Here is an 18180-nt window from a genome sequence, read left to right as displayed (position 1 = left end):
GTGAATGCTAGGGGTGTCTTCCTGACAAGGGTAGGTACTAGTACGTTGCGATGTCAGGACTGCAACCGACAGCAGTGTGAATCATACACAAGGGCTCGACGGCTTGCTATACGAAAACCGTCGAGAGAAACAATTGTTTCAACTATGAAGGGAAATGAAGTCAGGCAGTGTGAGTTCAGAACTCAACATGTGACGGTTTATCTATATCATCTTCATGGAGCGTATCAGACAGCCTGCCTTTCATGTAGTGAAGCCTACCCTCGTGATCATAGTTCATGTGAATCAGCAGTTTTTCCTGCGGGTCATCCAATCGTTCTTTAGTCGGCACTTCATAGACTTCCCAATCAATCTGGTCTTCAGACAAACTGAGCAGGGAGAAACCATGGGTAGCACTGCTGAAATGCTGTAAGTGGTGATTCTGGTCTTTTATAAAGCCTTGAATAAGGTCCATCAGTAGCTTGCTCTTACCAAAAAAACCTAACTCTTCTTTAAAGTTTGGGGAGGTTACTGACGGGGTCATCAGTTCAACACCCAGATTTTCTGTAGATTCAGGGTCGCCGGATGGTTTCAAATAAGAGATCAGAGAAGTGTGAAGGTCGCCAGTTAAAACAACAAGATTCTTGATGGCAAATTTATCAATCAGAGCTTTAACCGTTTCACGCTCATGTCTGAAGCCATTCCACTGATCCGAGTTGTGTAGCAGGTCGGGTATGATTGAGCTGTGCGCACCGAATTTGACCATGCGACTGAACATCACCTGGTTGCCCCATAAACACCAGCTGGCATCGCAGTCGTGTAGCTGATCGGAAAACCACTGCAGCTGCTTTGTACCGAGCATGGTTTTGCTTTGATCTTCATCGTCGATATTCTTGCCGTCCCGATAACTTCTGGAGTCAGTGACAAAAAAGTCAGCAAGACCACCAAGGCGGAATGACCGGTAGAGTTTGATATATTCCTGAGGGTTTTCCTTACTGAAATCAACTTCAGCACGTATTGGGGTGAAGTCGTATAAGGCTTTACGGGCATTTCTAACGACTCGCTGGCGTTCGAATTCTGAAAACTCACTGTACCTGTTTCCAGGAATATCCATCATCTCTGTGTCTCTGTTCCAGAACTGATTATCAGCCGTTTCATGATCGTCGTGGATCATGATAAAAGGCAGAGACGCGAGCGATTCCTGTAATTGCGGATCGCTGAGGTAGGCCTGGTAGAGGTAGCTGAAATCTTCAGGAGTAAAGGCCGACTTCCTGCCACTGGGTAAAGACAAGTTATCTCTGACTATTCTCGCATGACTGGAATCGTATTGAGCATACTCGTATATGAAATCACCATTGAAGAATACCAGGTCAATATCATCAGACATGCGTGACAGAATTTTATGAGCATTAAAAAAACCGGTTGAATAATCCTGACAGGAGAGCACAGCAATGATCAGCTTTTGTTTACTGTTTTTCGCTGGCAGTGTTTTGGTCTTTCCCAGACGGCTGTAGTCGTTACCTGCATTGAACTGATAGTAATAGCGGGTGTACGGTTGCAGCAGGCCGCTGAGGTCGGCACGAATGGTGTAGTTGTGTCTCGGTGTGGCGGTGAGTGTTTCTTCATAAACCACTTGTTGAAGGTTTTCGTCGAGAGCCACTTTCAGTTTGATATCTACCTTGTCAGAGGCTCTCGTTATATTACTGTCTGGATTATTACGTTGTGCATCAAGAAGCTCTTTTTTCATCAGCCCCTCAAAATACTCTTTATCAAGTTGAGTCCAGAGAATGACGCCGTCACTGCTGGGGTCACCTGAGCGAACACCTCGTTTGAAAGGCTCTGCACAAAATGCAAAGGTGGAGATAATAAAGCATAAAAAAAGAGCAGAAAGCTGCCGGAACTTGAACATAGCGATCACACATTGAGTTAGCAACAGTGAAATAATTTAGTTCAGTTCCGCAAACTTCCCTGATTTTATTGTTCCTTCTTTCGTTGTACAAACAGGCTGAACAGTGCCAGAGCACCAGACCCTAACATTAACAGGGTCGAAACAGCATTCAGAACCGGCGTAGAACCTTCCCGCATACGGTCAAACAGTGTAATGGTCAGCGGCGAGTCACTGCCTGCCAGAATCAATGTGGTGTTAAAGTTCTCGAAGGACATCAGAAAGGCGACGATGGCTGAACCCATAATGGCCGGTTTCAACCAGGGTAGGGTGATGGTTCTGAAGACATCAAAACGGCTGGCGCCCAGATTCAATGCTGCCTCTTCAAGCTGAATATCAAACTTTCGAAGGCGTGCAGAAATTACCAGTGTTGCCATGGTGCTGATAAAGGCAAACTGCCCCAGTACTATCAGCAGAAAGCCCGGTCTTAACAGCTCAAGATCCATACCATAGTTATCTTCCAGATTATTGGCAATGCCACTGCTGAACGATAAAATGGAGATGCCCAGAATAACGCCGGGGATCACCAGTGGTAGTAGCATTAAGCTGTACAGAACTGATTTGCCTCGGAAGTGGTAGCGCTCAAACAGCAGGGCATTGGATACAGCGACCGATATCGACATAACAGCAACGCAAACTGCAATCACCAGGCTGGTGCCAATACTGTCGACGATGGCACGATCATGAAACAGGCCACGACGCTCTTTAGAGTCTTCAAAATACCAGTCCAGAGTAAAACCTTCCCAAGGCAAGGAAGGGAACAGACTGTCGTTCAGTGAAAAGACGGCAACCACAATAAGTGGTGCCAGTAAAAACAGGAAAAAAAGACCAACATAAACGCTGTAGGTTTTCTTAAAGGCCTGACTCTGTGGGATTGAAGGAATCATTGTCGTACTCCCATCAGCTGGCTACGGCTTGTTTAAAGGATTGACCACTGAGTTTCAGTCCGGTCCAGACGAGCAGTGAAGAGAGTGTCAGCAACAGCACGCCAAAGGCCGCTCCCTGTTCCCAGTTAAAGCGGGTTATAAACTGGGTGAAGATCTGTTCAGTAAACCAGAGGCTGTGCTTGCCGCCGAGCAACGTAGGTGTCAGGTAATTTCCGAGCGTCAGCATAAAGACGACAATGCAGCCGGAAATAACGCCGGGCATAGCGTAAGGCAGAATGATTGAGCGAATGACGGTAAAAGTACTGGCACCGAGATCGTAAGCCGCTTCTACCAGACTGTCGTCCATTCCTTCAAGAGTGCTGACCAGAGGTACCACCATAAACAACATGGATGCGTAGATAAGTCCGGTCATCACCGTAATATCGTTATAGAGCAACTCGACAGGGCCAGACGACAAACCACTCCACTGCAGAAAGCCACTGATAATGCCGCTTTCCCGAAGCAGAATCATCCACCCATAGGTTCTGACCAGCTCGCTGACCCAGAAAGGAATCAGGCAGGCAAGAAACAGTAGTTTTTTGTTTTTGCCCTGAGCTACTTTTGCTATGTACCAAGCGATAGGAAAGGCAATAAGCAGTGTCAGCAGCGTCGCCATAATGGACATTACGGCTGTGCGCAGAAAGGTGTTCCAGTACAGTGGCTCGGTAAAGAATTCTGTATAGTGCAGAAAGCTGAATTTATATTCCCCGTAGCTGATTCTTTCCCGAAGTGAAACACCCAGCATATCCAACTGTGGCAGAACAATCAGTAATCCAAGCGTCAGCAGTAATGGCATCAATAACAGATAAAACGACAGGTTCTTGCCAGTAAGTTTCAACATAGTTCAGCCCGCCTTGAACGCAATGCTTTGTTCCGCGTTCCAGCCGAGCTTAATGATCTCGCCCTGTCTTAATTTCTGGTATTTACCGGTTTGTGGAAGTGCCACCGTCATTTGAGTCGGTGATGCCGTGTCCCTGACAAGTAACTGGCTGTTACCGCCATCAAAGAGAATGTTATCAATTCGACCTTTCATCGTATTCTGCCAGGATTTATCCGAATCACGGTCAATATGAATGGCTTCCGGTCGCAGGAACATTTCAACGGCTGTGTTCGTTTCCAGTATTGAAGAAGATGACGTGTGGAATATATGTCCGGACTCAGTACTGACTTGTATAAAATCTTTTGCTGTTTTAATGACCTGACCGCTGAGTCGATTATTATTGCCAACAAAACCCGCCACAAAAGGCGTTTCAGGTTGATAGTAAAGTGTTTGAGGTGAACCGACCTGTTCAAAACGACCATGGTTCATTACTGCAACCTGATCCGACATCACCATGGCTTCAGACTGATCGTGAGTAATATAAACAAAGGTCGTACCGAACGTTTGCTGCAAGGTTTTCAGTTCGATTTTCATCTGCTCACGCAGTTTCAAATCAAGGGCGCCAAGGGGCTCGTCGAGCAGCAGCAGGGCAGGTTCCAGAATCAGGCAGCGGGCAATGGCCACACGTTGTTTCTGGCCACCGGACAGCTGATCGATGGATTTCTTTTCAATTCCCGGCAAACCAATGCGTTCCAGTACGTCGGCAACCCGTCGCTGTTGTTCCTGAGCAGAAACCTTACGGCGTTTCAAACCATAGGCAATATTGTCGCCGACGTTCATCATGGGAAACAGGGCCAGATGCTGAAACACCATATTCACCGGGCGTTTATTGGGCGGAATTCCCTTAACCGATTTGCCTTTGATCAGGATTTCACCGCTATCCGGTTCACTGAACCCGGCCAGCATTCTCAGTAAGGAGGTTTTTCCACAACCGGAAGGGCCAAGAATAGAAAAGAACGAGCCGGCAGGAATGCTGAAAGAGACATCGTTAACGGCCTGAAACTGACCAAAAGATTTGTTGATCCCGCGACATTCAAGATCTGGAGTGACAGACATCAATTACTTCCTGTTGAACTTCTCAACGCACTTATGAATGTACGTTTTCAATGTGCTTCTTATTGTTCTTCTCGAGGCAGACCGCCATCAAAAGCTGGCGGTCTGATGAACGAGAATGAATCTATAGGAAAGTTAAGGAACCCAAATTATTGGGCAGCCTTGATGCGATCCAGTGTCTTACCTTCCAGCTGTTCAAGACCGGCAGGCACGGGTGGGTACCATTTGATGTTGTCGAGACTGGTCTGGTTGTAACTGATCTTGTAGCTGTTGCTGAGCGCCTTGTTAACATAGTTTTCAGCACCTACAGAGGCAGTAAAGTTACCGGCCGAGTCAGTGATCTTGGCGGCGATCTCAGGCTGCATCACAAAGTTGATCCACTTGTAGGCCGCTTCGTCGTTTTTGCCTTTGGCGGGCAGGGCGAAGGTATCAATCCAGCCCAGAGCACCGGACTTGGGTGCAACAAAGTTGATCTTTCCGGTTTCCTTGTGCAGCTTCCAGCCGCCGGCATCCCAACCCATAGCCAGAGTGACTTCGCCACTCCTGAGCAGGTTAATCAGGGCGTCACCACCACTCCAGTAGGCTTTAACATTGCTCTTGCATTGAATCAGTTTCTGTTCAACACGACCGAGGATCTCAGCGTACTTTTTCTGATCGTTATAAGCCGCAAACGGGTCTTCACCCATGGCAAAAGCAAAGCCGATCAGGGTCGGGCGTTTCAAACGGTAGGACACTTTGCCTTTGTAGTCATCGGAACAAAGATCATTGAAGCTCAGATTCTGCTGGTCTGAGTTGGCAATAAGGCCACTGGTGCCCCAGATGTGTGGAACCCCATAGACCTTGCCATTAACACTGGTATTCTTTTTAGTGGCGTCCAGCATGGAAGCAATAAAACGATCTGATTTCAGTTTGCTGAGATCGATAGGCTTATAAATCCGGTACTCTTTCTGGGCCCCGGTAATACGGTCCTGGCTTGGCTGAACCAGGTCGTACCCTGCGCCACGGGTCGCACGCAGTTTGGAGATCATGTCTTCGTTATTGGACTTGGTGACTTTAACTTCGATGCCGGTTTCTTTTTCAAACTGGTCAATCACTTCCTGTGGCGCATAACCACCCCAGGTCAGAAGACGCAGCTCTTCCGCTTGAGCGGAAATAGAAAGTGTCGATGCTGATACGGCCAGTGCCAGTAATGAATGACGAATCTTGATGGCAGAACGGGACATAAATGACCTCAATACGATTTATTGGAATTTTTGTTTGCGTATTTCTATACCGTTACAGGAAAGTTCCACAAAACTGCGTTCAGGTCAATTAAAAGTAGTTCCTTTGATGAATTCAGCAGGCTTTTCAGCTGACCTCCCGCCAGTTAGAACAATCTGGTACGCTTGCTGATTATTCTCAGCTTGATGCCAAAGACTCTCTATGGGAAAAGTATTCAAGGTTTTATCGAAGTTCGAACCGGCTGGCGACCAGCCTGAAGCGATCAAAAAACTGCTGACAGGTATTCAATCCGGCCTCGCCAGCCAGACTCTTTTAGGTGTGACCGGTTCTGGTAAAACCTTCACTATTGCCAATGTCATCGAGAAGGTTCAGCGACCGACTATCATCATGGCGCATAACAAAACGCTGGCGGCGCAGCTTTACGGTGAGTTTAAGGAGTTTTTTCCTGATAATGCTGTTGAGTACTTTGTTTCCTACTACGACTATTATCAGCCGGAAGCTTACGTCCCCAGCTCAGATACCTTTATCGAGAAAGATGCCTCTATAAACGAGCATATTGAACAAATGCGACTGTCGGCAACCAAGGCGCTGATGGAGCGGGAAGACGCCATTATTGTTGCCACGGTTTCGGCTATTTATGGTTTAGGTGATCCCAAGTCTTACCTGAGCATGATGTTGCATATTTCCCGTGGTGAAATGATTGACCAGCGGGAAGTACTGCGACGTTTGGCCGAATTGCAATACACCCGTAATGACACAGAACTTCGCCGTGCCACCTATCGTGTGCGTGGTGATGTGATTGATGTATTTCCGGCGGAATCGGAAAAGAACGCCATACGACTGGAGTTGTTTGATGAAGAAGTAGAGCAGATCAGTGAGTTTGATCCACTGACCGGTGAAGTGCTTCGTAAACTGCCCCGTGTCACTATCTATCCTAAGACACACTATGCGACACCAAGGCAGACTATTATTGATGCCACTGATTTGATCAAGGAAGAGTTAAAAGAACGTCTTGAAGTGTTACGCAGTAATAACAAGCTGGTGGAAGCACAACGAATCGAGCAACGTGTTCGTTACGATATCGAGATGATGGTAGAGCTGGGTTACTGCAACGGCATTGAAAATTATTCCCGATACCTGTCTGGTAATAAACCAGGCGAAGCACCGCCCACGCTGTTTGATTACCTTCCTGACAATGCACTTTGTGTGATTGATGAATCCCATGTGACTGTGCCGCAGATCGGTGCCATGTACAAAGGCGACCGTTCCCGAAAGGAAACACTGGTTGAATACGGGTTTCGTTTGCCATCCGCATTGGATAACCGACCCATGAAGTTTGAAGAGTGGGAAGATCGACGGCCACAGACCATTTTTGTCTCTGCGACCCCCGGTAAATACGAAGCGGAACATCAGGGGCAGGTGGTTGATCAGGTGGTTCGGCCTACGGGTTTGATTGATCCTGAAATTGAAATACGTCCGGCCACCACACAGGTGGACGACCTGTTTACAGAGATCAACAAGACAGTGGCTAAAGGTGACAGAGTTCTGGTCACCACACTGACCAAAAGAATGTCTGAGGACTTAACCGAATACCTGCACGAAAACGGTGTTCGCTGTCGTTACCTGCACTCAGGCATTGATACGGTAGAACGAGTCGAGATTATTCGAGATTTGCGAATCGGTGTCTTTGATGTGCTGGTCGGGATTAACCTGTTGCGGGAAGGTCTGGATATGCCGGAAGTGTCGCTGGTGGCGATTCTGGATGCGGATAAAGAGGGCTTTCTTCGTTCCGATCGATCGTTGATCCAGACCATTGGCCGTGGTGCTCGAAATATTAATGGCCGAGCCATTCTCTATGCCGACAGAATCACCGGTTCCATGCAGAGAGCGATGGACGAAACGGATCGTCGTCGTGAAAAGCAGTTGGCCCACAATAAAGAGCACGGCATTACCCCCAAAAGTGTCCATAAATCCGTTGAAGATATTCTTGAAGGCGCGGTCATTGTTGGCAAGAAGAAAGGCAAGTCCAGCAGGAAAGTGGCTGAGCCTGCTGCTGAGTACAATGTCGAAATGTCGCCTAAGGAGCTGAATCGTCAGATAGCGGCGCTCGAGAAGCAAATGATGGAACACGCCCGCAACCTTGAATTTGAAGAGGCTGCCGCGGTGAGAGACCAGATGGCCAGCCTGAGAGATAGAGTTCTCAAACACTGACAGGGAACTGGGCTTCCTGCTGACATTGCCGATAAATTTTATCGAATACTATCAAGGATCGGTGCAATGGACTCTGAAGGAATCGGAGCAGCAGGTGGGCCATGGCAAAAGCCCATTAAGTCAGAACCTATGGAACCAGAGTCATCATGCTCTCCTTCTCTAATAACGGAACGCTCAGGCATTCATAAGAGCCTTCGCCCACTGTCTGACTTTCAATTGCAACCTGTTACTGCTGGCCTGAAGCTACAGCCTGACCAGGTCTTTCCTAAGCGTTGCCCTGACTGGTTGTTAGATCAGAAAACAATATATAACGATCTCAAGTACTTCTCTAAATACTTCAGTAACGCAAAGTCTAAAAAAGACTTTCTTAATGGTGAAGGAAGGTCCTATAACCGGCTGATTATCTGTTTAAAAAAATTGGATGAGTTTGAGAAAAATGGAACCCTTGGCTCCGATTCAATGATAATGATCAGGAGCTGGCTGGATCAGTGCCTGAGCGAGTGTCCGCTTAAGTGGCGTACGCTGCCTCTGGTTCTCAATCATACGGATGAAAAGTGGAAGATACCCCAAGCGGATCAACATTTTTTTGATGAAGACAGTCTTCATGCAGAGCAGCAACATAAGTTAGGTGATTTCGCTCCACCCTGGATGGAAGATTTTCAAGTAGGAGATATTCCGGCTCATACGCTGACATTCGATTACTGGAATGCCCGAATGGAAGCCGATGGTAAAGTATCATTAACCCGGCTTCGTGAAGATAACTCTCATCTTTGTGCATTACTGTCAGAGTTTCAATTGCGCAGTTCAACGGATGAACTGGTTAACCTTCAGATTCAGGCAATTCGGGATAGGCTGAATTATACGGACAATCATCTAAATGGCCTGAAGAAATTAGCCCCGCGATTCAAGTATCGATGGGAAGCCATTCCGTCGGAGTTAGCTCGAGCAAAGCGGAAAAGGGTGCGAGTTAATCAAGACGCTCCTGATATTTCTGCACCGGACACTAAGAAAAATAATAAAAAAAATGACTCGGAAGTGAAAAAGTATTACAGAAAAAAACATAAGGATGGCTGGGTGGAATTTGACCCCATTCGCAGTGGCTTACCCGAGGTAGGAAGTGATGAAAGAATCCTGAAAACAGAGAAAAAAAGGGTTCTGCCACCTCAGTATTGTATTCATATCACTTCGGAGCTGCTGGGTAAGTTGATGGTGTCAGATCATTTAATGGCTCGAGAAACGATCACAGGGCAGGAAGCTGTCTGGCTAATGACTCAGTGTGCGGCAGAGCTTTGCCAGGTCAAAAACGAAGCTGCAGCAGCGGATAAGAAGGAAGCATTAGGCAAGCTGGTTTCGCTGGTCAAAGAACAGCTTGAGGCGTTGTATGTTCTTGAGGAGGTCAGTGTCGAAGGGTGTTTGTCGGAGCAGAAGCAGGGAGGAGGCGTTGAGGAGAAAGTAGAGCTTAAGTTGGAGAGGCATCGGGGAAGGCTTGCTCTGTTGAGTCTTGCTTTTGAAGAAACGTCTACTTTGACACACAGTGTTAATAATTATACTTGGCACTTTACTAAAGGCCATTCAGGTATTCCAAATAATGATCAAGAATTGAAAGAAGAACTACTTTATAGCCGTGAAACAGATATCAATATGGAAACCGGGCTTCCGCAATGGTTTGAACCCAGTGCTTTTCTGACTTTACCTATCAGTAATATTATTGCTGCTTTAACCCCACCTTCTAAAGGTGTTCGGGACAAAGTTCAGTTACCGGCTTCTTTGATGAATCAGATAACGGGAGTCAGTCAGCATCCATCTGAGTTTCTTCACATACCCGAAAGAAACGCCGGTATATATTTGTGTAACTACCTGAACTGGGTCGTTGATGTTGCAGTTAACCCATCAACAGATAGAACTCAAATTCCTCATCATTTGCAGTCTGCCCATCATTTCCTCAGCATTCTGTTAGTGCATGTGAACCAGAACTTATCTATGGACGATTCTCATTTGGTTCACTACCAACAGCTTCGTAGACTGAAACAAGAGTTCAGCCGTTATACGCTGTTGCCATCTGTAGCGGAATCTACGGCAATGCATGACAGTATGAAAAGGTTTATTGCTGACATGATGCTCTTTTATAACGGAATGCCCAGCTGACCTAAGCGCTTGCCACTCTTGCATTTATCCCGAAGATTGATAATATACGCAGCATTAAAGGCGGTTAGCTCAGTTGGTTAGAGCGCTACGTTGACATCGTAGAGGTCGGCAGTTCGAATCTGCTACTGCCTACCAGATAAGTGATTGATTTCACTAAAAAAGGGTCTCTAAATTAGAAACCCTTTTTCGTTTATAGGGAAAATTTAGGGAAAATCATTCTTAAACTTCCAACCCCTTCAGACTCAATTCTGCCTCAACTTCCTGATATTCGATGGTCATTTTGCCGCTGGAATGCTCCATGACAAAGTGATCGGAGAGTTTATCAGCCGGATGCACTATCAACGTGTCTGAAGCACTACCTATTGCACAGTTCCATTTTTGCGCCACACTCAAGGCTGCTATGAACAACTTAACACTCTCAACTCTAACAACCTGAATATGAAGCGCATGATTTATAGGTCGCTGGAATTTAAATAGCAACCTTCGTCGTTACTTACTTTAGCTAGGCTAATAGGCGCTTGACCAATAAGATGAATGTTTTTTTCGTGTCTGCCATATCTGATTCATGATGTTTATCTGAAACTTGTTTAACAATCAATCGCGTTAAAATACCCAGTATGGCATCGACCAGTTCTTCTGAAGTCAGTTCGTGAGTATTTTGAACTTGCTTCCGGCCAAGGGTAATGATGGCTGCAAAGAGTTGATGTACTTCCCGTTGAACAAACTTATCGTTTGTAATCCAGTTAATGAGTGGGATCTGTAAATAGACAATACGGGCAATAGCTGGGTTCTGCTGATAAAAATCAAAAAAAACATTGGCAAAGGCACTCACTTTTGCATCGATAGAAACAGCCTGTTCTACCCTGTTAACAGCCAGGTCACACATAGCTTTAAGGTCTGGCTGAACACAGGCAAAGAGTAATTCCTCCTTACTGCCAAAATACTTGTAAACAGTCTTATGGCTGACGTTTGACTGCTGACAGATATCCCTGATACCGACATGGTTGAAGTCAACATCAGCAAAGTTGCTGATTATGGTTTGTCGTAATTTCTCCAGTGCCTCTGCACTGATCAGGCGTTTATCGGTTCTCATGGGTAGCTGACTGATTATCCGTCGAGTGTCTTATTGTATAGAAAAAACATACCAGCAACAGGGCTGAGAGAATCTCTGCTATTTAGAAAGTCACATTGACATTGAAAATAAATAGGATAACAATGTTTCCCTATATTAATAACAACAATAAAAGGTACTGTTTTGGACTTGCTCTTCTATTTGGCCTTTATTGCTGCGGTAGCGGTTTTGGTTGGTGAAACTCTAGTTCTGATTAAAACCGATAAATACTGGCCTCTATCGGTGGATGACTATCTGGTCTCTGCAGGATTATTAATCGGAGCTTTTACACTTGGTTCAGCTCTTGGTGCGGTAATCTTACTTGTTAGCTGGAGTTTTATGGCCGGTAATGCTTATGCGATGCTGTTTACTCGTATGGATCCAAAAACAGGTAGCAGGGAGCGACTGGGTTTGCTGGTAATAATGGCGCTGACTGCTGTCATCGGAGTTTTTCTGACGGGCAATCATTTACTGGACGTTGTGTCATGAGTCACTTTTTATCAACTCAGCAGATAGCGCAATACCAGACAGAAGGTTGTCTGTTCCCATTAACTGTTTTCAGTTCCGAGGAGGCGGCCAGTCTTCGCAGTCAGCTGGAGAGTATGGAGTCACGGCAGGGACATGTCATGGATCGTGGTCAGTGTAACAAGACTTACCTGCTTTATGATTGGGCAGATGAGATTGTTCATCACCCAAAAATTCTTGACGCGGTAGAGTCCCTGATTGGTCCGGATATTCTCTGCTACATGAGTAACCTGTTTACCAAGGAGGCAGGTTCAGAGAGTTTTGTATCCATGCACCAGGATGCTGCCTACTGGGGCGTTGAGGCGGATGACGTTGTTACTGCATGGGTGGCGTTGAGTCCTGCAACACCAGAATCAGGCGTTATGAAAGTGGAGCTGGGCAGTCATAAGAGTATTCGTCCACAGACTAATACCTATGAGAAAAATAACCTGTTAACGCGTGGGCAGAAGATTTCAGCCAGTGACATTGATGTCAGTAAAACAGTTTATATGACCCTGGAGCCAGGGCAGATGTCATTGCATCATTTTATGCTGGTACATGGTTCGAATGCCAATACATCGGAGGACAGGCGTATTGGTCTGGCTATTCGTTACGTTGCCGCATCAGCAAGAAAAATAGGCCAACCAGAATCTGCCCTGTTGGTTAGAGGGAATAGCCAAGGCTTTTTCCTACCAGAAAAACGGGCGATTGAGCTAAGTGAATCCGAGCGAAAGAGGCAACATGCACAGGCACTTAGAAGACAGATTAGAAATGTCTTTGAACCGTCTGACGATGCAGGGTTCAGGGAAAGAGCTCGTTTGGCCACCACCAAGCGTCTAGCTATTTTATTGAGTTATTACAAAGAGCTTAGAGCTTAAAAAATCAGGAGCAATAATAATGAAAAAATACAACTCCTTCTTTGAATTTTATCCCTTCTACTTGAGTGAGCATGAAAACGATATCTGCCGCCGTCTGCACTTTATAGGCAGCCTGCTGATCCTTGTATTACTGGCTTGTACTATATACTCACAGGAATGGCTCTATCTTCTGGCTCTACCTGTTGTGGGTTATGGATTTGCCTGGGTTGGGCATTTTGGTTTTGAGAAGAACAAACCGGCTACTTTCCAGTACCCAGTCTATAGCTTCATCGGTGACTGGGTGATGTTCAAGGATATCCTGACAGGGAAAGTAAAGCTCTAGGGTGTTTTGCACGGTCAGTTTGTTGCTGACCGTGCCTTTGGGTTCATCGACAAACGAATTTTACATTAACAGTTCACCGAGTGGTAGGTGGTTCTCTCAGACGAGATAAATAAAGAGTAGAACGTTGTATTACGCCGCTTTACTACGGTGATTCAAAGAATCGATCAAACCATCAAGATTCTGCTTTTCCTGTTCAGTAAACCGCAGGCCAAGCTTGCTTCTGCGCCATAAAATGTCTTCAGCGGTGCAGGCCCATTCCTGTTTCATCAGGTACTCCACTTCTCTGGCATAAAGGTCAGCACCTATTTGCTCACCGAGATCTTCCAGCTTTTCAGCACCGTTAAGAATTTGCTGGCTGAAGGTACCGTAGCTTCTTACCAGACGGATGCAGAGTGATTCAGAAAGCCATGGGTATTGGGCTGACAGCTCTTTTTCAAGGACAGGGCGACTTTCAAAATCACCCCCCGGTAATGGTGACGTTGCGGTCCAGGGGGAATCCATATCAGTAAAGAAAGGCGACAGTCTGTTAACAGCCGCTTCAGCCAGCTTACGATAAGTAGTGATTTTTCCACCATAGACAGACAGTAATGGAGGTGTGCTCTCACTCCCCTCTAGCTCTAATGTATAGTCACGGGTGATGGCTTGCGGGTTGTCAGCTTCGTCATCCAGCAGTGGTCGTACACCTGAGTAACTGTGAATGATATCTGAAGTATCCAGTTTCCGGGTAAAGTAACTGTTGGCGACATCAATCAGGTAACTCTTCTCCTCCTTAGAAATATGAACCTGTTTCAGAGAGTCTTTATGTTCTATATCGGTTGTGCCTACCAGTGAGAAATCCTGTTCAAAAGGAATAACAAAAACAATACGGTTGTCAGTGTTTTGCAGGATATAGGCTTCAGGCTGATAATGGAGTTTTGGCACAATGATATGACTGCCGCGAACCAGACGTATTTTATTGGGCGTGGTCAGCTCCAGTGCCTGATCGAATACTTGATTGACCCAGGGGCCGGAAGCGTTAACCAGAGCCTTGCAGGTAAATGAACTTTGCTGATTACTGAATTGATCCTGAAGCGTCACTTGCCATTGATCATCCATTCTCTCTGCTTTGATACAGCGAGTACGGGTTTTGATGGTTGCGCCATGTTCCCTGGCGTCCATGGCATTCAAAACCACTAAACGGGCATCTTCGACCCAGGCATCAGAGTATTCAAAGCCTTTTGTAATTTCTGAAACCAAGGGTGACTGCTGATCGAACCGTATGCCGTGGGAGCCTTTCAGCGTAGTTCTCTGGGATAGATGATCGTAAAGGAACAAACCGGCTCTCAGCATCCAGGCTGGACGAAGGTGAGGTTGGTGAGGCAGTCGGAAACGAAGCGGTTTAATAATATGTGGCGCTTTGCGAAGTAACACTTCCCGTTCGGCCAGAGCTTCTCTCACCAGCCTGAATTCGTATTGCTCCAGATAGCGCAGGCCTCCGTGAATCAGTTTACTGCTGGCTGAAGAAGTCGCAGAAGCCAGATCATCCTGTTCACAGAGCAGAACCTTAAGGCCACGACCTGCGGCATCGGCTGCGATACCGGTGCCGTTGATACCACCACCAATAACAATGAGGTCATAGCTTTTCTGGTCTGAGCTCTTATGATCAGAGCCCTTTGGGTCATCGTGGTTCAGGTTCTGGCCCATTGCCATGCTCCTCTCTATAAGTGCGTGCTAAAAATACGTGCTAAATCCGCTTCGTATAGCGGCTTGTTCGAGTTGTATTGTTTTTATATCTTTTGAAACTCATGTGCTAACTATAATGTTCGAATGCGAACAATATCAATCATTATAGAAAATAAATTCAAATTCCTCCCAAAATTGATCAATCAAGAGAGAGTAGAAAAGAGCTTCGCAGGAGAAGGTTGGACGTAAGTGAAGATAAGGCCTGACTGGCATTGCTATCAGTCAGGCCGGTATTGCCATCAATAAAAACAGTGGCAGCAGCTCTGGAGCAGAACTATTGAGAGGTTAGGAGACTGGTTGAGCTAATGAGCTCTATACAATGTGCAGTTTGACCTGCTGTTCATCAAGCAGATTACAGATATCACCCGATGGTGTTTGATCCGTAAACAGATCATCGGCCTGGTCAATATTGCCCAGCCTGACCATGGCATTGCGGCCAAATTTGGAATGGTCGGCAGCCAGTAACACCTGACGGGAGTTATTGATAATGCTTTGGGCAACTCTTACTTCGCGATAATCAAAATCAAGCAGGGTGCCATCATCATCTATACCACTGATGCCAATAACACCAAAATCCATTTGAAACTGATCGATAAAGTCCCGGGTCGCTTCACCCACGATACCGCCGTCACGATGTCTGACTTCGCCACTGGCAATAATCACCGTAAAATCTTCCTTGGCACTGAGAATGGACGCAACATGAATGTTGTTTGTGACAATATTCAGATTATTGTGGTTAAGCAGGGCTCTGGCGATGGTTTCAGTAGTAGTACCGATATTGATAAAGACCGAAGCGCCATCGGGTATGGCTTTGGCAACGGCTTCAGCGATACGCTCTTTAGCTTCAAGATTCATGATCTTACGGGTGTTGTAAGACGTATTGACGGTGCTGGATTCAAAACTGGCGCCGCCATGATGACGGCTGATACTGCCATCCGCTGCCAGCTGGTTGAGATCCCGTCGAATGGTTTGCGGCGTGACCTGAAAGTGAGCCACCAGCTCATCAATGGTTACAAAGCCTTTCTGTTGAATCATTTCCAGTATCTGGTTTTGTCGAAGTGGCTGCGCCATGGTTACCAACCGTATCTATACAATGTCGTCAGTATGCCCCATTCAGGGAAAAAATCGAACCACCATTATAAGTCGATCGTTTCAAATCTTTGATTGTTTAATCCCAAGAGACTTTAGTCGCTTATAGAGGGTGTTACGACTAACTCCCAGTATTTTTGCCGTCTGTGAGATATTGCCTTTGTGTTGCTGGAATACCCTGAGAGTTTCTTTGTCGTTATTTTCTGTTGAATCATGACTGTCAGCCTCGACTGAATCGATCTTGCCAAGGTCGTCAAAGAAATCTTCAGGAAGATGCCATTTGCTGATGGGGTCATCATCGGAAAGCGCGAGAGCCACCTGAACAACATTAACCAGTTGGCGAATATTGCCGGGCCAGGGATGTTGCAGAAAAAGCTCAAGAATCTCCTGTGGTAATTGATCAGGCTGTTCAGGATTACGGTGGAGCTGGTGGATTTCCTGAAAGAGCCTGGAACGATCGTTGCGTTCTCTGAGTGATGGCAGGGTAACTGACAGGCCGTTCACTCGATAATACAGGTCCTGCCGGAATTCACCCGGCTCTACAAGCTGCTTCAGGCTGCGGTTGGTAGCAGAGACCAGTTTAATATCCACCGGATAGGCTTGAGTTGAACCGAGAGGTGTAACCTGCCTTTCCTGCAAAACCCTTAACAGTCGTGCCTGGGCTTTTAACGGCATATCACCAATTTCATCGAGAAACAGGGTTCCTTTATGGGCTTTGCGAATCATGCCAATAGAGCCCTGACTGCTGGCACCCGTGAATGCCCCTTTTTCATAACCGAACAGTTCGGATTCAATCAGCTCGGCAGGAATGGCAGCACAGTTAACAGCCACAAGAGGCTTGTCACTGCGAGAGCCTTGCTGATGCAAAGCCTTGATAAAGACCTCTTTGCCTACGCCGGTTTCTCCATAAACCAGAATCGGAATGTCTTTCTCAAAGACCTTCTGTGCCTGCAGCACGGCTCGGCGAACCCGGTGATCACCAAATTCCAGCCTATCGATATTGATGCCTGACCTTGATGATGTGTTGGGTGTTTTGATAGATGTGATAGTAGTAGATGGCTTTTGTCGTACAGAAAGCTGATCCGCGGGTGTACATACTCTTGTATACATCTGGTATTTCTCAAGAGCTGTCCAACTGTTGGGCTTATCCGAAGATGCTTGTTTAAGCTCAGACAGTGACAGATCAAATACTCTACGGATATCTGACAACAGCAGACTCATTTCCAGAATATGTTCGGCTCTGCGATTAGCGGCAAGAATCAGACCTTCACTGTTAAAGGCCAGTAAACCGGCCCAGGGACTGTCGATGGTTTCAGGATGAGTATTAAAGCTGAGCAGGAAATACTGCTTCTGAAATTTATTGATAATCAGTCGGTTCTCAACTGACTGCGTCATCAGCTTGACCATTCCGAGCGTATGCGACTGTGGTAGATAGCTGTCACTGGAAACATCAAGAACACCTATCAACTGTCGTTCGGCATCGAAAACCGGCGCAGCAGACCCGGTCATATAGCGATTGGCTTTCAGGTAGTGTTCATCACGTTTTATCTGAACGGATTTCCCGGTTGCCAGAGCGGTTCCTATTGCGTTGGTTCCTTGCAACTGCTCTGGCCAGTGTATACCCGTCTGGAAGAAGGCTTTGTGATCCTTGTTTAGAAATCGCTTATCCCCCCAGTTTTCCAGTACCTGCCCCTGCTGATCCGTCAGAAGAATCAGACACTGACTGTTCGACAGTATGTGTTCGTAGTAGGGCAATACTTCGTTGCAGGTGGTGTTGATTAATAGCTGGTTGTTATGGAGTAACTCTTTCAAAGTGCCTGTTTCAGGTTGTTGAAAGCAGGGTATGTTGTTTTGCTGCAAACCAAATTGACGACAGCGTTCCCACGAATCGGCAATCAGTTCCTTCTGTATCTGTTGGCTGTCTATCATTGCTGACCATTCACTTCTTATTGTTATTCTGATCGTTACTGCCAGGTTCTGCTGTCATTTCCTTGTGTGAAACTCAAACAGTTGTTCAATTTATATGTTCACATTTGTTCACGGTCAACAAAAAAATGAACAGTTCTTTGAGATTGATCATTTACAGGTATTCATCACGTTAGATCGCTTTTACCCGTTTATCTGCGGTATGCAGGCCTGAAAGTTTCATAATTCATGATTTTGAAACAATTGGCATACTTATCGCTTAGCTTAAAAG

At 46.2% G+C, this 18180-nt stretch carries 15 protein-coding genes and 1 tRNA gene; 6 read left to right on the top strand and 10 right to left on the bottom strand.

The features are described 5' to 3' along the window. Positions 1-175: 175 nt before the first annotated feature. The 5 genes from EOPP23_RS15575 to EOPP23_RS15555 form a co-directional block, all read right to left on the bottom strand. On the bottom strand, positions 176-1885 hold the full coding sequence (locus EOPP23_RS15575) for an alkaline phosphatase (protein WP_153766917.1): 1710 nt from the start codon (positions 1883-1885) through the stop codon (positions 176-178). A gap of 65 nt (positions 1886-1950) precedes the next feature. Continuing rightward, the gene (locus EOPP23_RS15570; RefSeq protein ID WP_153766916.1) at positions 1951-2808 is read right to left on the bottom strand and encodes an ABC transporter permease; all 858 of its coding nucleotides are present in this window, start codon (positions 2806-2808) and stop codon (positions 1951-1953) included. A 13-nt stretch (positions 2809-2821) separates the two neighbouring features. After that, the gene (locus tag EOPP23_RS15565) at positions 2822-3688 is read right to left on the bottom strand and encodes an ABC transporter permease (protein ID WP_153766915.1); all 867 of its coding nucleotides are present in this window, start codon (positions 3686-3688) and stop codon (positions 2822-2824) included. A gap of 3 nt (positions 3689-3691) precedes the next feature. Next, positions 3692-4783 carry an ABC transporter ATP-binding protein gene (locus EOPP23_RS15560; protein WP_153766914.1) on the bottom strand — a complete coding sequence of 364 codons (1092 nt, stop codon included), beginning with the start codon at positions 4781-4783 and terminating at the stop codon, positions 3692-3694. 146 nt (positions 4784-4929) lie between these two features. Then, the gene (locus EOPP23_RS15555) at positions 4930-6003 is read right to left on the bottom strand and encodes an extracellular solute-binding protein (RefSeq protein WP_153766913.1); all 1074 of its coding nucleotides are present in this window, start codon (positions 6001-6003) and stop codon (positions 4930-4932) included. A 199-nt stretch (positions 6004-6202) separates the two neighbouring features. Here EOPP23_RS15555 and uvrB point away from each other — a divergent pair, with 199 nt between their 5' ends. The 3 genes from uvrB (at position 6203) to EOPP23_RS15540 (ending at position 10492) form a co-directional block, all read left to right on the top strand. Continuing rightward, positions 6203-8212 (top strand): excinuclease ABC subunit UvrB, encoded by a 2010-nt coding sequence (uvrB, locus tag EOPP23_RS15550; protein WP_153766912.1) that lies wholly within the window; start codon positions 6203-6205, stop codon positions 8210-8212. A gap of 66 nt (positions 8213-8278) precedes the next feature. Next, the gene (locus EOPP23_RS15545) at positions 8279-10357 is read left to right on the top strand and encodes a hypothetical protein (RefSeq protein WP_153766911.1); all 2079 of its coding nucleotides are present in this window, start codon (positions 8279-8281) and stop codon (positions 10355-10357) included. A gap of 58 nt (positions 10358-10415) precedes the next feature. Continuing rightward, positions 10416-10492 (top strand) — tRNA-Val (locus tag EOPP23_RS15540). 84 nt (positions 10493-10576) lie between these two features. Here the strand turns inward: EOPP23_RS15540 and EOPP23_RS15535 are convergent. After that, a complete protein-coding gene (locus tag EOPP23_RS15535) occupies positions 10577-10744 on the bottom strand; it encodes a hypothetical protein (RefSeq protein ID WP_153766910.1) in 168 nt (55 codons plus the stop codon). Between the two features lie 115 nt (positions 10745-10859). Then, entirely contained in the window at positions 10860-11450 is a 591-nt protein-coding gene (locus tag EOPP23_RS15530) for a TetR/AcrR family transcriptional regulator (RefSeq protein WP_153766909.1), read from the bottom strand. A gap of 162 nt (positions 11451-11612) precedes the next feature. Between EOPP23_RS15530 and EOPP23_RS15525 the strand changes: the two genes are divergently transcribed. Genes EOPP23_RS15525 through EOPP23_RS15515 form a run of 3 tightly spaced genes read left to right on the top strand, consistent with a single transcriptional unit; the run spans position 11613 to position 13172 of the window. Then, positions 11613-11957 carry a hypothetical protein gene (locus tag EOPP23_RS15525; protein ID WP_153766908.1) on the top strand — a complete coding sequence of 115 codons (345 nt, stop codon included), beginning with the start codon at positions 11613-11615 and terminating at the stop codon, positions 11955-11957. Beyond that, positions 11954-12850 carry a phytanoyl-CoA dioxygenase family protein gene (locus EOPP23_RS15520; RefSeq protein ID WP_153766907.1) on the top strand — a complete coding sequence of 299 codons (897 nt, stop codon included), beginning with the start codon at positions 11954-11956 and terminating at the stop codon, positions 12848-12850. The genes EOPP23_RS15525 and EOPP23_RS15520 overlap by 4 nt, the downstream gene beginning before the upstream one ends. A 19-nt stretch (positions 12851-12869) precedes the next feature. Continuing rightward, on the top strand, positions 12870-13172 hold the full coding sequence (locus EOPP23_RS15515) for a DUF962 domain-containing protein (protein ID WP_153766906.1): 303 nt from the start codon (positions 12870-12872) through the stop codon (positions 13170-13172). A gap of 129 nt (positions 13173-13301) precedes the next feature. On the opposite strand, the gene glpD is transcribed toward EOPP23_RS15515, so the two are convergent. From glpD to EOPP23_RS15500, 3 genes are all read right to left on the bottom strand, one after another. After that, positions 13302-14855, bottom strand: a complete 1554-nt coding sequence (glpD, locus tag EOPP23_RS15510; protein ID WP_153766905.1) for a glycerol-3-phosphate dehydrogenase — start codon at positions 14853-14855, stop codon at positions 13302-13304. Positions 14856-15206: 351 nt separating this feature from the next. Then, complete coding sequence (locus EOPP23_RS15505; protein ID WP_153766904.1) at positions 15207-15965, bottom strand: DeoR/GlpR family transcriptional regulator; 759 nt, start codon at positions 15963-15965, stop codon at positions 15207-15209. 81 nt (positions 15966-16046) lie between these two features. Continuing rightward, positions 16047-17912: a sigma-54-dependent Fis family transcriptional regulator gene (locus EOPP23_RS15500; protein ID WP_153766903.1), complete on the bottom strand. Its 1866-nt coding sequence runs from the start codon at positions 17910-17912 to the stop codon at positions 16047-16049. Between the last annotated feature and the right edge of the window lie 268 nt (positions 17913-18180).

It is taken from the genome of Endozoicomonas sp. OPT23 (genome assembly GCF_009653635.1).
Classification (GTDB): Bacteria; Pseudomonadota; Gammaproteobacteria; order Pseudomonadales; family Endozoicomonadaceae; genus Endozoicomonas_A.
The sequence above is the reverse complement of the archived record's forward strand: the minus strand, read 5'-3'. Positions and strand labels throughout refer to the sequence as shown.

What these genes read in the sequence shown, in the direction of transcription:
- EOPP23_RS15575 (WP_153766917.1), bottom strand. Translation starts at nt 1,885, where the DNA reads ATGTTCAAGTTCCGGCAGCTTTCTGCTCTTTTTTTATGCTTTATTATC.
- EOPP23_RS15570 (WP_153766916.1), bottom strand. Translation starts at nt 2,808, where the DNA reads ATGATTCCTTCAATCCCACAGAGTCAGGCCTTTAAGAAAACCTACAGC.
- EOPP23_RS15565 (WP_153766915.1), bottom strand. Translation starts at nt 3,688, where the DNA reads ATGTTGAAACTTACTGGCAAGAACCTGTCGTTTTATCTGTTATTGATG.
- EOPP23_RS15560 (WP_153766914.1), bottom strand. Translation starts at nt 4,783, where the DNA reads ATGTCTGTCACTCCAGATCTTGAATGTCGCGGGATCAACAAATCTTTT.
- EOPP23_RS15555 (WP_153766913.1), bottom strand. Translation starts at nt 6,003, where the DNA reads ATGTCCCGTTCTGCCATCAAGATTCGTCATTCATTACTGGCACTGGCC.
- uvrB (WP_153766912.1), top strand. Translation starts at nt 6,203, where the DNA reads ATGGGAAAAGTATTCAAGGTTTTATCGAAGTTCGAACCGGCTGGCGAC.
- EOPP23_RS15545 (WP_153766911.1), top strand. Translation starts at nt 8,279, where the DNA reads ATGGACTCTGAAGGAATCGGAGCAGCAGGTGGGCCATGGCAAAAGCCC.
- EOPP23_RS15530 (WP_153766909.1), bottom strand. Translation starts at nt 11,450, where the DNA reads ATGAGAACCGATAAACGCCTGATCAGTGCAGAGGCACTGGAGAAATTA.
- EOPP23_RS15520 (WP_153766907.1), top strand. Translation starts at nt 11,954, where the DNA reads ATGAGTCACTTTTTATCAACTCAGCAGATAGCGCAATACCAGACAGAA.
- EOPP23_RS15515 (WP_153766906.1), top strand. Translation starts at nt 12,870, where the DNA reads ATGAAAAAATACAACTCCTTCTTTGAATTTTATCCCTTCTACTTGAGT.
- glpD (WP_153766905.1), bottom strand. Translation starts at nt 14,855, where the DNA reads ATGGGCCAGAACCTGAACCACGATGACCCAAAGGGCTCTGATCATAAG.
- EOPP23_RS15505 (WP_153766904.1), bottom strand. Translation starts at nt 15,965, where the DNA reads ATGGCGCAGCCACTTCGACAAAACCAGATACTGGAAATGATTCAACAG.
- EOPP23_RS15500 (WP_153766903.1), bottom strand. Translation starts at nt 17,912, where the DNA reads ATGATAGACAGCCAACAGATACAGAAGGAACTGATTGCCGATTCGTGG.